14 protein-coding genes are annotated in these 13,165 nt (G+C 39.0%); 9 read left to right on the top strand and 5 right to left on the bottom strand.

Translation table 11 applies throughout. From position 1 onward, the window contains the following. Positions 1–26: 26 nt before the first annotated feature. Positions 27–614, top strand: coding sequence for a zinc metalloprotease (locus D1B33_RS11020; RefSeq protein ID WP_118876456.1), 588 nt, complete (start codon positions 27–29; stop codon positions 612–614). A gap of 74 nt (positions 615–688) precedes the next feature. Here the strand turns inward: D1B33_RS11020 and D1B33_RS11015 are convergent, their stop codons facing one another. Further along, the gene (locus tag D1B33_RS11015) at positions 689–1,924 is read right to left on the bottom strand and encodes a DUF5068 domain-containing protein (RefSeq protein ID WP_118876455.1); all 1,236 of its coding nucleotides are present in this window, start codon (positions 1,922–1,924) and stop codon (positions 689–691) included. A 214-nt stretch (positions 1,925–2,138) separates the two neighbouring features. On the opposite strand from D1B33_RS11015, the gene D1B33_RS11010 reads away from it, so the two are divergent. From D1B33_RS11010 to D1B33_RS10985, 6 genes are all read left to right on the top strand, one after another. Further along, positions 2,139–2,576 carry a LytTR family DNA-binding domain-containing protein gene (locus D1B33_RS11010; protein ID WP_118876454.1) on the top strand — a complete coding sequence of 146 codons (438 nt, stop codon included), beginning with the start codon at positions 2,139–2,141 and terminating at the stop codon, positions 2,574–2,576. 14 nt (positions 2,577–2,590) lie between these two features. Next, positions 2,591–3,025 (top strand): DUF3021 family protein, encoded by a 435-nt coding sequence (locus tag D1B33_RS11005; protein WP_118876453.1) that lies wholly within the window; start codon positions 2,591–2,593, stop codon positions 3,023–3,025. 178 nt (positions 3,026–3,203) lie between these two features. Continuing rightward, entirely contained in the window at positions 3,204–4,505 is a 1,302-nt protein-coding gene (locus D1B33_RS11000) for an alpha/beta hydrolase family protein (protein WP_118876452.1), read from the top strand. A 67-nt stretch (positions 4,506–4,572) separates the two neighbouring features. After that, a complete protein-coding gene (locus D1B33_RS10995; RefSeq protein ID WP_118876451.1) occupies positions 4,573–5,259 on the top strand; it encodes a hypothetical protein in 687 nt (228 codons plus the stop codon). Between the two features lie 20 nt (positions 5,260–5,279). Further along, on the top strand, positions 5,280–5,963 hold the full coding sequence (locus D1B33_RS10990; RefSeq protein WP_158582963.1) for a CPBP family intramembrane glutamic endopeptidase: 684 nt from the start codon (positions 5,280–5,282) through the stop codon (positions 5,961–5,963). 153 nt (positions 5,964–6,116) lie between these two features. After that, on the top strand, positions 6,117–7,076 hold the full coding sequence (locus D1B33_RS10985) for an EamA family transporter (protein WP_118876449.1): 960 nt from the start codon (positions 6,117–6,119) through the stop codon (positions 7,074–7,076). A 92-nt stretch (positions 7,077–7,168) separates the two neighbouring features. On the opposite strand, the gene D1B33_RS10980 is transcribed toward D1B33_RS10985, so the two are convergent. After that, entirely contained in the window at positions 7,169–7,357 is a 189-nt protein-coding gene (locus tag D1B33_RS10980; RefSeq protein WP_118876448.1) for a hypothetical protein, read from the bottom strand. A gap of 4 nt (positions 7,358–7,361) precedes the next feature. Continuing rightward, entirely contained in the window at positions 7,362–8,567 is a 1,206-nt protein-coding gene (locus D1B33_RS10975; protein ID WP_118876447.1) for a class I SAM-dependent rRNA methyltransferase, read from the bottom strand. A 260-nt stretch (positions 8,568–8,827) separates the two neighbouring features. On the opposite strand from D1B33_RS10975, the gene D1B33_RS10970 reads away from it, so the two are divergent. Next, positions 8,828–9,883: a tripartite tricarboxylate transporter substrate binding protein gene (locus tag D1B33_RS10970; RefSeq protein ID WP_118876446.1), complete on the top strand. Its 1,056-nt coding sequence runs from the start codon at positions 8,828–8,830 to the stop codon at positions 9,881–9,883. 45 nt (positions 9,884–9,928) lie between these two features. Further along, positions 9,929–10,711 carry a class I SAM-dependent methyltransferase gene (locus D1B33_RS10965; protein ID WP_118876445.1) on the top strand — a complete coding sequence of 261 codons (783 nt, stop codon included), beginning with the start codon at positions 9,929–9,931 and terminating at the stop codon, positions 10,709–10,711. Positions 10,712–10,762: 51 nt separating this feature from the next. On the opposite strand, the gene D1B33_RS10960 is transcribed toward D1B33_RS10965, so the two are convergent. Both D1B33_RS10960 and D1B33_RS10955 read right to left on the bottom strand, forming a co-directional pair. Beyond that, positions 10,763–11,464 (bottom strand): response regulator, encoded by a 702-nt coding sequence (locus D1B33_RS10960; protein WP_118876444.1) that lies wholly within the window; start codon positions 11,462–11,464, stop codon positions 10,763–10,765. A gap of 18 nt (positions 11,465–11,482) precedes the next feature. Further along, a complete protein-coding gene (locus D1B33_RS10955; protein WP_118876443.1) occupies positions 11,483–13,066 on the bottom strand; it encodes an ATP-binding protein in 1,584 nt (527 codons plus the stop codon). Positions 13,067–13,165: the final 99 nt, after the last annotated feature.

Genomic DNA, 13,165 nt, shown 5'->3' with positions numbered 1-13,165 from the left:
GAAGCTTTGGGAGTGAATAATACCAGATGTTTGGTCTAGCTGATCTCGTGTCACTAATTATTTCTGCCTTTATTATTTTGCCTGTTGTCGTTTTTCTTCGTGAATTGGGTTATTTAATTTTCAGCGGGTTATTTGGGGTAGTACAACCAAGGATAACCATTGGCACTGGTCCGCGGCTTATTAAATTTGGAATGCTTGATATCCGAAAATATTACCATTTTTACAGCTGGTTTTCGTATGATGATTTAAAATATAAAAATAAATTTGCGTACGTTTGTATCTATTCCGCTCCGATATTAATGAACTTATCTGTTGCCTTTCTGCTCAACTTTTTAATCGCCAACGGTTGGGCGCAAGAATACAAAACGTTTTGGGACCGCTTTATTTTTTATGCATTTTATTATGCATTATTTGATATTGTACCGATGTTTACACTGAATGGAAAACCGAACAACGGTATGATTATCTATCAGATGATCCGTTATGGGAGACGAGTCGACTATAATACAGATCCCTTTCTCCCGTCAACTTCAGAAGTGGAGACACAATATCTGGAACATATGAAAAAAATTGAAGAAATAAAAAAAGAACGAGAAAAAGAAAACAGCAAATAAATATTCCATAGAAAAAGAGAGACCCCTCACGACTTTTTGAGGGATCTTTCGTTAAAACTTTCTTCTAAAACATTCTACTCTTTCGGTAAATCGAATGTAACGGATTTTTCTTTAAATAACACTTCCGCATCGCCATCTTTAAGCGGTCCTACATGAAGTTGAAGTTTTTTAAAGATATCGAATTCATCTTTTCTGAAAAGGAAAACCGTAATGAACTCATCTTTGTCCCCAGGATTTGACGTACCGCTGTAATTTGGTTCAAGCATCCCCTGATTGAACATCGTCCCGCGATTTTCGTCGATGACCAATTTGCGATCAACGAAAAATTTGTCAAATGGCGTATCGCTTCCATTTTCAACAACCAGGTTCAAGGTTAAAGCCACAACTCCACTGTCGCCAAAGTCGGTAAAGCTTTCTTTATAGGCAGCGGTTGGCGTTACGTTCGCATATTGCACACCTTCCAGCGTGATTTTCACGCCATCAATTTCTTTTGTTTCATTAATGTTGGCTTTTTCGAAAAACACTTCTTTGTCCGCAATATTTTCCGTTACCATTTTATCTTGGTATAGCTGCGCTGAAACTGCGGCTTTTTCAACTCCTTCATCATTGAAAGGAATTTTGAATACCGCATCTTCCCCTAACTTTTGAGAAACATCATCATTCAGGAATAAAGAATCAATTGTCAGCGTTGGAGAATTTAGCTTTTCAAACTGCGCCTTTGTCATCGAATGTGCATTCATTCCAGTAAAGCTTTGCCCTTTGCTGAATTGGGAAGGGTTTTCCGTACTTTTATCCTTTAGCCATTGCTCCCGGTCAACAAGATGCTGTCTTGGGATAATATGGTCCATTCCATCATCCGACAATAAAGAGACTCCTCCAGCAAAGTAGACATCTTCGTCGGATTGATTATCCAATGTCATTTTATACGTAAGTACATAACCCTCATCTTCCCCATCAAAATTTGTCTTACTCGATTCATTCATATTGGAAACATGAACAATTTGATATTCATCGATTTTAATGGTTACCTTATCACTGTAGGCATGTTCCAATTGTGGGTTTTTATTCGTATAAACCACTTCCACATCCGCGTTCAAATCCTCCGCGATATATGGATTTAATATTGTTCCGTTGTCTTGTGGCTGTTCGGTGCTTGCCTCAACTGTTTCTTCATTATTTTCTTCTACTACTTCTTCTTCAGCTGCCGGTGTAGCTTCTACTTTCTCAGCTTCTTCCTCGCTGCCACATGCTCCTAATAAAAGAACGGATGAGACAGCTCCTAAGAATAGTGACCTTCTTAAAAACACCATTTTTACCCACCCCTTCTATTTGATTACATTTTTATCATATCATTTACAAAATTTTGCGTGGTTAATTCTGGTAAAAACTGAACCAAAGAACCAACAACTTTTCTAAAAAAAAGGAGTTTATTCTTATAAATGAGAATGATTAAATAGGAATATGGAGGCGTTTAACGGTAAATAAAATAAGATGGTCCAATTTCTAAATTGTGGTGGGGGAAATATGAAAATTTCAATTGAACAAATAAGCAAGGATCTAATGGAAGAAATCTTGATAAAATGCCATGAAGTAAATGATGAAATCTACGAAATGATCAACAAGCTAAAAACCGAAAACTTCGTGATACATGGCTATCAAAATGGAAAAGTTCACCGCATTAAACTTGGTGATATTTATTATTTTGAGGCGGTTGACGGGAAAGTGTTTATTTATTGCAAGAATAGCGTTTTCGAATCAAAACAAAAGCTTTATGAGCTGGAGGAATTATTCAAAGGGAAAGACTGTTTTCGCGCATCCAAGTCAACAATTTTGAATATCACCAAGATTTCATCCATCTATCCGTCCATTAGCGGCCGGTTTGAAGCCGTTCTTGATAATGGGGAGCGGGCTGTGGTATCGAGACAGTATGTTCCTGTCCTAAAAAGCATGCTGGGACTGTAAGGGAGGATGGAAAAATGAAGATTACCGGGTTTTTACAGAAAATCATAAAAAATTTCTTGCTCATCTTTGCAGCCATCATGATCATGATGACAGTTTTGCGGCAGCTATACGAACCAACTGTGCCCTTTGATATTAAGGAAATTTATATCGTCATGGCCTTTTCATTTTTAAGTGCATTATTGGGATTCATTTTATACACGCCTTCTAATCCAAGCGAGAAGAAAATGCGTTTCAGAGTGGTCCTGCATTTTATTGTTTTGGAAACACTATTGATCGCCCTTTGCATCGTGTTCAGGATTGTAGGCAACTTGCTGGAGGCAATCATTTTGGCACTGCAGGTTGCAGCTGTTTATATTCTCGTTCGTCTGCTTTCATGGAAAAATGATAAAAAAGAAGCCGAGAAAATTAATGAAAAATTAAAAGCTTTCAAGAAAGATGCTTATGAGTAGGCTTTTTGCGCCTGTCGCTTTACTTTCGGCGCGCAGAAAAAGGAGATGTCTTGGGGACATTTCCTTTTAGCAACTTATTGGTCTATGAATGCAACTTACTGAATTTCTATATACTTCCTTTGGGGGATTTTTTATGATGAGCTCATGGAAATTTATTCAAAGGGAATGAGTGACAATTATGGGGATGTTTCTTTTATTGGTTGTATTGATTTACGAAATTGGATTTGCAATCTACTGTTTGGCAACAAAGCAACAACATGCAAAAGTGAAAAATTGGATTCGAATTGGATTATTTATCGTCTTTTTAATACTGACGTTTGCATCGGTCATTGAATGGAGTCTCAGATGGGGATTGATTGCACTCCTGCTCTTCATTTTGGCTGTCAAAGCAACCGTTTCACTTATTCGCGGCAGAACCCATAACAGGAAGTATAGTGCTTCCCGTATTGTATGGAAATCGATTTTAGTGATATTGGTTACTATCATTGCATTCTCACCTGCCATTGTTTTTCCGCAGCATGATCCGCCGAAGGTAACCGGTGAATATAAAGTGGATACTGCTACTTACACCTATATTGACGAAAGCCGGATTGAAGAATTCAGCGACAAGGGAGACAACCGATTTGTCAATGTAGAGTTTTGGTATCCCAAAAACGCAGAGGGCAAGTTTCCTTTGCTGGTGTTCTCTCATGGAGCTTACGGCGTTAAGGCAAGCAACACTTCGACTTATAACGAACTGGCAAGCCATGGGTATATAGTGGCTTCAATCGATCATCCTTATCATTCTTTCTATACTCGTTCAGAGAATGGAGAGATGGTTATGCTCAACACAGCTTACAACAAGGAAATCGATAACATGAATAAAGGTGTCTATTCAAAAGAAGAACTGTACGAACTCATACAAAAGTGGATGAAACTGCGCAGGGACGATATGAACTTTGTCATTGATACAATCATCGCAAAAGCCAAAAGCGGCGAGAATTCCCTGTACCAACAGATCGATTTCGAAACTATAGGGGTTTTCGGGCATTCAATGGGCGGTGCAGCCGGTGCTTGGGTAGGCCGGGAACGGGATGATATTAGTGCTGTTGTAAATATTGACGCCCCTTTCTTCAGCGAACTGATTTACGATGACAACACCAAGGAGTATGTTGCAAGCAACGAAGCTTATACAACACCCATTTTTAATATTTATTCGGACGATGTATGGGGGCAGCTTGAAAGCAACTCTCTTTATGCAGCGAACAAACTTGATAACGAACAATTCAAACAGGCATATACCGTTCATTTTGAAGGTGCCAAACATTTAAGTTTGACCGATTTGCCGCTCGTCTCTCCGATTCTTGCAAACCTTCTGCAAGGCGGAAAAGCTGAAATTGATCAAACTTATTGTATTGAAACGGAGAATGAATTAATACTTGAATTTTTTGATGAAAAATTAAAGGGAATTGGGCATTTCAATCCAGAGGAAACTTATTAAAATTCCCTATCAATGGTTGTGTGACTGCTTGTTTATTGGATGCCAACTTAAACAATGGAGGTCTTTTATGAAGAAAACTAGATTAGGCGGGATTTCTGCCATCCTTGTTGGAATCTGTTATTTGCTTACTGTCATTGTGGTCTTGCTTTCACCGCCAGGAGAAAATGCTGTCATTGACCATGTAACCTATATGAACCAACTGATGTTGGTTCATTATATATTGGGGGCCTTGGGGATCCTGGGAATTATGGTGGTATTGACGATTTCCCGAACATTAGAAAACCAAACGAAAAATAGTGAATGGTACCCCTATTCCCAAGTGATGGCAATCATCGGTTTCGCTTTGCTTGCCATTAACAATTTTCGACAAACTGGATTGGATCATGAACTAAGCCACGATGCCGTACATGCTGGCGGAGCTGTTCTGGATGCAGTCGTAATTGGTTGGGTCGGATTGGTAGAATTAAGTCCTCAAGGCTGGATTGATTTTGGCTTCGTCGGTATCTGGATGATTACGGTAAGTGTTTATTATTTTAAAATAAGCAAAAACTTATCGGTTTTAGGCTTCATTGGCGGTAGCTGTTTTATCCTAACCGTTCTGGGAAATATAACTGGCTTTTCTCCCCTAGTGATGATTGGAATGGGGGTGGGCGGATTGGTGATTGTGCCTGCATGGTTTATGTATAATGGTGTTCTTTTATTAAAAAAGCCTCCATTGTCTATAAGTCCTTCAATTCATGGCGATATTGAATAAAATGAATGGGGTGCATCACTATGGAACTCGATAAATTTCCCGGCCTCCAAAAGGAAAAGCTGGCAAAAAGGGATGAAGAAAAAAGGCAATTTTACGAAACGCTTTTTATGATGTCAGTTCTAGTGGCAACGGTATTTCTCTTTCCTAAGTTTCTGGGTATTGTTTCGATTCTTCCTTTCCTTTACTTTTTTATTGAAAATAGAGTCAGGAAGCATTCCAATCTATTAGTAATCTTTAAATTTAAGGGATTATTACAGGACCTTCAATCTACCTGGGTGGCATTTTTGACAGTCGCTTTTCTGCTGCAGGCATTTTACTTTTATGTCTTTAAAAATTTCTCTCCTGAATTATTATCACATGTTAAGGAAAGAACTTCTTTTATTGCCTCCTTTAATATCGGGCTTGTTTTAACTTTGCTGGTCCTTGCTCTGGTAGAAGAAGTCGTCTTTAGAGGATTGTTTCAAAAAAGAATCAATTTAAAACTGAGCCCTCTCTACTCGATTTTGATTACTTCTATTGTGTTTGCAGCATTGCACATTTCCGACGGGACACCATTTGTTGTAATGATTGATTTAGCAACGGTTTTTATTGATAGTGTTTTTTATGGCTATCTTTTTTATAAAACGAACAGCGTGTATGTTGCATGGCTGGCCCATGCATTGGCCAACATAACGGCTGCATTTCTTTTGATTCATTTTATCTAATTGGCTTTCCATCTCTCATTTTATTGAAAGTATAATGTGATTGATTAAACGCAAGTAATCTCTTCATTTAAAAAGAGAAAGAAAGACCTCTAATCTGCTACTTTATGCTATTATAATATAGTAAATTATAATTATTTTAGGAGGTCTAATAAGGTGAAATTAAATAAAGGAATTTTATTTATTTTATTAGGGGCATCATGTTTTGGCTTTACACCCATCTTTGCCAAATTAGGCTTCAAGTACGGTTACTCGCTTGGCCAAATTATTATCGTTCAGATGGTAATTTCCTCGTTGCTATTATGGACTTTAACTTTAATAAAACGCTCCAGCTTTAAAGGGCTCACTAGGAAAAATATTTTTCAAATCATGGGGACCGGTTGTTTTATTGGTTTGACGAGTATTTTTTATTATGCCTCGATGCAATACTTGCCAGCTTCCTTATCCATTATTTTAATGTTTCAATTTGTTTGGATAGGGATTATTTTGGAATGGGCTTTCAGCAAAATAAAACCGGCACCTGTTACGGTCTTGTCGATTTTCCTCATTTTGATCGGGGTCTATTTTGCTTCAAATATTGTCAACGGGGACATACAGGGATTGCCTGTGAAAGGAATTGTGTATGGACTTCTGTCTGCATTTACTTATGCAGGTTTTATTTTTTTCAGCGGGAAAGTAGCGGTCAATGTGGATGCATGGACAAGAAGTTCTATCATGTCCACAGGGTCAGCCATCTTGGTACTGGTTCTTTTCATGCGTGACATTCCAACCGTCCTTCCATTGGAATACAACTTATTAATGACTGCAGTTGGCGTTTCATTCTTTGGATCGGTTCTTCCGCCATTATTTTACGCGGTAGGTGCTCCTTTAGTTTCAGGAGGAATCGCCAATATATTAACATCCGTTGAATTGCCTATTGCAATTCTATCAGCCAGCCTTATTTTGTCGGAAACCGTCACCCCACTTCAATGGTTGGGTACAGCCATTATTCTGGCGGCAATCGTATTAAATGAACTGGGTGCTAACCTTTTCCCGATTAAAATGCATTCTAGAAAAGCAAGTGCCTCTTCCACAATTCAAGAATTAAATCAATCGGACTATAATCAAAATCGATGAAATTCGAGCTTGATTATGTCCATTGGCACAAAATTCAAGGCAAAACCAAACAAAGCCCTGTTCCGCATTTTTAGTGGAACAGGGCTTTGCTATTATTGCCTGCGTTCTAAATCTTGATAATCCTGCATGTATCGGCCATTATCCGCTACTGCAGAATGGTATAATGCCTTAATCGCCAAGTTTTTTTCCAAGCCCATTTCAGCTTTTATTCTCTTCAATTCATCATGCAATTCACGATGTTCATTGATTAATTTTGTCATGACTGTTTTATTATATTTCATCTTGTCACTTCCCAGGTTTCATTACTTTGATAAATACTACTTTTAAATAGTTAAACTCAGGAAAATTATGCGGAACAGCAAAATCCTCCGGGAGCTGATGCTCTTCCAAAATTTTATAGCGCGTATTCGTTTCTTTAAAGGCTTTATCAATAAATGTTTTGAATTTTTTCATGTTAAAACTTGCATTGTTGGTTGAGGCAATAATAATGCCATCATCATTCGTAATTTTCAGCGCATCTTTTACTAGTTTCGGGTAATCTTTCGCTGTACTGAATGTCATTTTTTTCGTACGGGCAAAGCTTGGCGGATCCAGGACAACAACATCAAATTTCAAATCATGGCGTGCCGCATAGCTAAAGTAATCAAAAACATTCATTACCTTGATGTCCTGTGATTCATAATCGATCCCATTGACTGCAAATTGTTCAATCGTTTTTGGAAGGCTGCGCTTTGCCAAATCGACACTCGTTGTTCCGATAGAACCTCCTAGTGCGGCTGCGACAGAAAATGCACCTGTATAAGAGAAAGTATTCAGGACCGTTTTTCCTTCCGAATATTTATCCCGCAATGCCTTACGAACATTTCGCTGATCCAGGAAGATTCCTGTCATGGCTCCATCATTTAAGTCCACTGCATAATTCATGCCGTTTTCCTTCACGATTAATGGGAACTCGCCTTTCTCGCCTGATACGTAATCATCCTGCTCTACATATTGGCCGTTCCTATTAAAACGCAATTTTTCATAAATTCCGCGCGTATTCACTACTTCGTTCAGCGCGGTATATACGTCTTTGCGGAATGAATAGATTCCTTCACTATACCAGCTTGCCATATAAAAGCCATTGAAGAAGTCGATTGTTAATCCACCGATTCCATCCCCTTCACCGTTAAATACACGGAAAGCAGTTGTATCTTCAGATTCATTATAATTGGCACGTTTCCGGATCGCTTCACCAAGTTTTTTTACAAAGAATTTTAAGTCGATTGTTTCCTTTTCCTTACGAGTTAAAACCCAACCAATCCCCTTGTTTTGAATTCCATAATATCCCGTTGCAACGTAGCCATTATTTTTATCAACCAAGCGCAATAAACTTCCTTCTTCAATCGTAAGGTCAGAATTTTCAATTGCTTCTTTTAAGATTAACGGGTAGCCATTTGTAATATCTTTAATGGATGTTGATTTTAATTGGAGTTCTACTAACTGTCTCATTTAGTCATCCTTACTTACTATTAGTATTTAGTCTATTCATTATGCCACTTTTTCACGGAATAAGCGAAACATGAAGAAAAATATATGCATTTTATCTTTTTCATTTTTCCTTTCATGCTGAATGGCAAATTTCCCATGAAATATATAAAAAAAATGATAACTTATGAGATTTAATTGAATGAATGCTTGTAATCTATTCTAAATTTTCAGATAATGGTAAGATTCCCTGTAAGCGTTATCAATGCAAAGGGGGAAATAAAATGTTTGCTGCGTTTAAGTTTAAAAAATGGGGTAGCTTTTTGGCAGGCGGTGCACTAGTTCTAAGTTTGGCTGCTTGCGGAGGAAGTTCTGGTTCAGATTCTTCTTCTTCGGGAGAAGCCGAAACCAACAATGGAGAAGTTGCATATCCTGAAAAGGCATTTATAATTAATGCCCCTTCTGGCGCGGGTGGAGGACTTGATACGACTGCTCGAGCATTAACCAAAACATTGGCCGATACAGGATTGGTCAAAGAAACAATGACCGTAGAAAATAAACCTGGAGGCGGGCAAACTGTCGGTCTCGCTGATTTTATCAACCAAGATCCCACAGACCCATATCGTCTATATTTGCCTTCTGTTCCACTCATCATCAACAATTTAAAGAAAGAAGGAAATAGTCCTTATTCCTATAGAGATTTAACGCCATTGGCACAGCTGACAAAGGATTATGGGGCGATTGCGGTAAGATCTGATTCTAAGTATCAGGATTTACAATCATTGTTCGAAGATTTAAAGAAAAATCCTGAAAGCCTTTCTTTGGCTGGAGGTTCTGCTCCCGGTTCACAAGATCACTTGGTAGCAATGCTTCCTGCCGTAAAAGCAGGAGTGGATCCAACGAAAATCAAGTTTATCTCTTATGATGGAGGCGGAGAGGCCATGACGGCTTTGCTTGGAGGTACTGTTGATATTCTTGCTACCGACATTTCCGGCACAGGCGAATTTTTGAAGGCAGGGAAAATAAGAGTGCTAGGGATATCCTCTCCTGAAAGATTGCAAGGCACTTATGCGGATATTCCAACATATAAGGAAGCCGGCATTGATGCTGAATTCACCATCTGGCGCGGTTTGTTCGGACCAAAGGAAATGCCGGACTATGCTGTTGAATTCTGGGATCAAACATTATCCGAAATGGCGCAGACTCCTGAATGGCAATCTACTCTCGAGAAACAAGGTTGGGAAGACGGTTATAAGAATTCGGAGGAATTCGTGAAGTTTTTGGAGGAGCAGGAAGTTTTGATCCAAGAAATTCTGGAATCGTTAAATATGCAAAAGTAGGTTTTAGCATTCAAGAATCTTAGCCAAAAAAAGGAGAAGCAAATAATGAGTGAACAAGCGGAACAAATCAAGCAAAAAGTTCAGCAGCAATTTGGACAACATGCCCAAAAATATGTCACAAGCAGTACGCATGCCACGGGCTCAGATTTGGCACTATTAAAAGAATGGCTGGAAGTAACTTCGGATTCTGTCGCACTCGATATTGCAACAGGAGGGGGCCATGTCGTAAAAACCCTGGCTCCTCATGTAGGGCAAGTTTTTGCAACAGACTTAACTTATGGAATGCTTGAAACAGCAAAAAAACATTTGGATCCATATGCATCGAATATTTTTTATGTGATTGCGGATGCAGAATCACTGCCTTTTTTGGAAAATACTTTTGATGCAGTCACTTGCCGAATTGCCCCTCACCATTTTCCGAACCCGCAACTTTTTGTGAAGGAAGTTGCCCGTGTCCTAAAGCCGGGTGGCAAGTTCGTGCTCATTGATAATATTGCTCCTGATGACCCGGTTTTGGATGACTTTGTGAATACATTGGAAAAACTGCGTGATGATAGCCATGTTCGCAGCTACTCTGTATCGGAATGGACAAAATGGTTTGAACATGCCGGCTTAAGCTTGCTGAAAGCAAATCATCGCAAAAAAACATTTCCTTATCCTGAGTGGGTTAGAAGAACAACCACTTCCGAGGAACAAGTCAAAGTGGTAGATGCCCATCTTCTTTCCGCCAGCAAGACGATTCAAGAATATTTTTCAATTGAATCCGTGGATGGAAATATCCAATCCATCATTATTGATGAATGGATGGCATTAGCCGAAAAGAAATAATATAAAAATTGGATGTTTTGTCGACCAAGCGAGTCGCAAACATCCAATTTATTATTTTACCCGATATCTTCGCTCCGGCCTTCCAATGGTTCCAAACAAAATTTCCACTTCCATCTCGCCTTGCGCGACTAGATACTCAAGATAACGCCTGACGGTAGAGTGGCTGGCTCCCAATAATTTTGACAATTCTTCCGCATTTATGCTATTTTCCATGCCTTTCACACTGTTCCTTACTTTCTTTAGCGTATGTTTATCGATTCCTTTTGGCAAGCTTCCCCCTTTTCCGAGCTCTCCACCTTGTTCCTCACGGTTATTTATCCTAAAAAAGTGGTTAACATGATCTTGCTCAACGGTTGTTAATGTTAATAATGCCAATCTTGTTTCTTTATAATTTTCCAACGTCCCCAAAAACTTATCGATCATAATCGGCTTCATCAGATAACCAAAGGCTCCGCCTCTAATCGCTTCGCTGACAGTTTCCGCATCATTGGCCGCTGTTATCAATATTACATCTACACTGCGTAGCTGTTTTCTGATTTCCCATAATAAATCCGTCCCTTTCATATCGGGAAGGAATACGTCCAGCAGTATCAAATCCGGCGTAAAGATATTGATCAGTTCCAGTGCCTGTTTTCCTGTACTTGTCGTCGCTACAACCTGGTAACCTTCAACTTTATGCGTGAATTTTTCATAAATCTTGATGGCTGTTTCATCATCTTCAATAATCATGACTTGAATAGGGCGATTCGCCATGAAATTCCCCCCTTATGCCTATTTTTTCGGTAGTACGATTGTAAATTGCGCTCCACCCGAAGAACTGGTAGATAAATAGATTTCCCCGTGCAGTAAATCCAATGTATTTTTCACAATCGCAAGTCCTAATCCGTGGTTCTCCCCACCCTTTGTCGTAAAGCCCTCTGTATATATTTTTTCATGCCACTCCATCGGTACACCATTGCCGTTATCTTCAATATCGAAAATAATCTCGCTCCCAATGTCGGTAAAGGAGATCTTGACATGGGCCTGTACTCCTTTAGCCACGATTGCTGCTTCCATCGCATTATCGATAATATTGCCTAGAACCCCAACAAACAGCTTTGAATTAAACGATTCCGGAATATGCGCTAAATTGCTTTCCTCATCAATTTCCAGATTTACCTTCAACTCTTTTGAACGATTGATTTTCCCCAGCAGGCAAGCCGCAATATAGGGGTCTTTCACAGAAGAAGTCAAGAAAACAACAATATCCTGACGTTCCTTTACTTCATCGGAAATCAGCGCTTTTGCTTCATCATATTGTTCCAATACAATCAAACCATAGATTGTATTCAATCGATTTAAATACTCATGATTTTGTGCGCGGATACTATCGGAAATACTCTTAATCTCCAAGACCTCTTTAGTAAACCGTTCAATTTCCGATGTCGGCCGAATCGTCAAAACTGCCCCGATTGTCTGTTGTTTTTGAATAATGGGTGCAGCATCTACCATATAAAGTTGATGACCAAACAGAAATTTCTGATTGATTAGATTCTGCTTTGTTAGGATAACGGATTCTATCAATGTAATTAATCGGCTATCAACTACTTGATCCTCCCTCACATGATGGTCTGTCAGCAACTCCCTGGCTCTTTTATTAATTGAGGTAATATTATAATTTTTATTCACTGCTACAGTTGCATCCCTGATGGATTCTATAGTTGCCTCTTTTTCTTTAAATAAAAAGGAAATCTCCTCCGGTTCCAGGTTGAATATTAATTTTTTCACTCTTCTTGCTAATAAAATGGCTCCGATTATTCCAATCAATATAATGATAACGGAAAATTCAAATAATTTCGAATGGTATTCTTTCATTCTTACTTTTACCTCATCCGTCAAAAAGCCCACGGATGATACACCGACAATTACTCCATCTTTATAAATAGGTGTTTTCGCTTTGATGGCTTCCCCGGAAATTCCGCTGCCTTCATAAATAACGGAAGCGCCCTCTTCTATTGCACTTTTGCTGCTTGTCCCCATTTTCTTACCGATATATTGGGGCATATGGTGGGAATACCGAATACTTTCCTTATTGCCAATCACAACATATCCCGCACCGGTTGATTTCCGAATCTCCTCGGCGATCGGCTGTATTGTTGCCGAAGGGTCGGGGTCATCCATGGCCTCGATGATTTCTTCATGCCGGGCTGCCATCTTTGCAACCGTCATCGCTTGATTCCCAAGCGATTTTTTCGCTATATCATCGATCATCGAAGAAAAAATGATGCTAACGGAAAGGACTGTCAATAAAACAATGATGGATATTAAGAAGATTAATTGGCTCAATAACGTTGGGTGTTTAAATTTATTCCTCATCAACCAGCCCTGCTTTCATATCTTCAGAGAAACGCCGCCTGTACATTATTAAATAGTTTTGGAAACAGGATTTCCTCCCTTGCTCTTCTATACAATATT

The sequence above is a fragment of the Ureibacillus yapensis genome (genome assembly GCF_003515775.1).
In the GTDB taxonomy this organism is placed as follows: domain Bacteria; phylum Bacillota; class Bacilli; order Bacillales_A; family Planococcaceae; genus Ureibacillus; species Ureibacillus yapensis.
Note: the sequence above shows the minus strand (reverse complement) of the source record. Positions and strands in the feature narration are given on the sequence as shown.

Bases quoted from the DNA above. Each gene is read 5' to 3' on its own strand.
- D1B33_RS10965 (WP_118876445.1), top strand. From the start codon at position 9,929: ATGAGTGAACAAGCGGAACAAATCAAGCAAAAAGTTCAGCAGCAATTT.
- D1B33_RS11010 (WP_118876454.1), top strand. From the start codon at position 2,139: ATGAAAATTTCAATTGAACAAATAAGCAAGGATCTAATGGAAGAAATC.
- D1B33_RS10975 (WP_118876447.1), bottom strand. From the start codon at position 8,567: ATGAGACAGTTAGTAGAACTCCAATTAAAATCAACATCCATTAAAGAT.
- D1B33_RS10995 (WP_118876451.1), top strand. From the start codon at position 4,573: ATGAAGAAAACTAGATTAGGCGGGATTTCTGCCATCCTTGTTGGAATC.
- D1B33_RS10980 (WP_118876448.1), bottom strand. From the start codon at position 7,357: ATGAAATATAATAAAACAGTCATGACAAAATTAATCAATGAACATCGT.
- D1B33_RS11015 (WP_118876455.1), bottom strand. From the start codon at position 1,924: ATGGTGTTTTTAAGAAGGTCACTATTCTTAGGAGCTGTCTCATCCGTT.
- D1B33_RS10960 (WP_118876444.1), bottom strand. From the start codon at position 11,464: ATGGCGAATCGCCCTATTCAAGTCATGATTATTGAAGATGATGAAACA.
- D1B33_RS11005 (WP_118876453.1), top strand. From the start codon at position 2,591: ATGAAGATTACCGGGTTTTTACAGAAAATCATAAAAAATTTCTTGCTC.
- D1B33_RS10955 (WP_118876443.1), bottom strand. From the start codon at position 13,066: ATGAGGAATAAATTTAAACACCCAACGTTATTGAGCCAATTAATCTTC.
- D1B33_RS11020 (WP_118876456.1), top strand. From the start codon at position 27: ATGTTTGGTCTAGCTGATCTCGTGTCACTAATTATTTCTGCCTTTATT.
- D1B33_RS10990 (WP_158582963.1), top strand. From the start codon at position 5,280: ATGGAACTCGATAAATTTCCCGGCCTCCAAAAGGAAAAGCTGGCAAAA.
- D1B33_RS10970 (WP_118876446.1), top strand. From the start codon at position 8,828: ATGTTTGCTGCGTTTAAGTTTAAAAAATGGGGTAGCTTTTTGGCAGGC.
- D1B33_RS11000 (WP_118876452.1), top strand. From the start codon at position 3,204: ATGGGGATGTTTCTTTTATTGGTTGTATTGATTTACGAAATTGGATTT.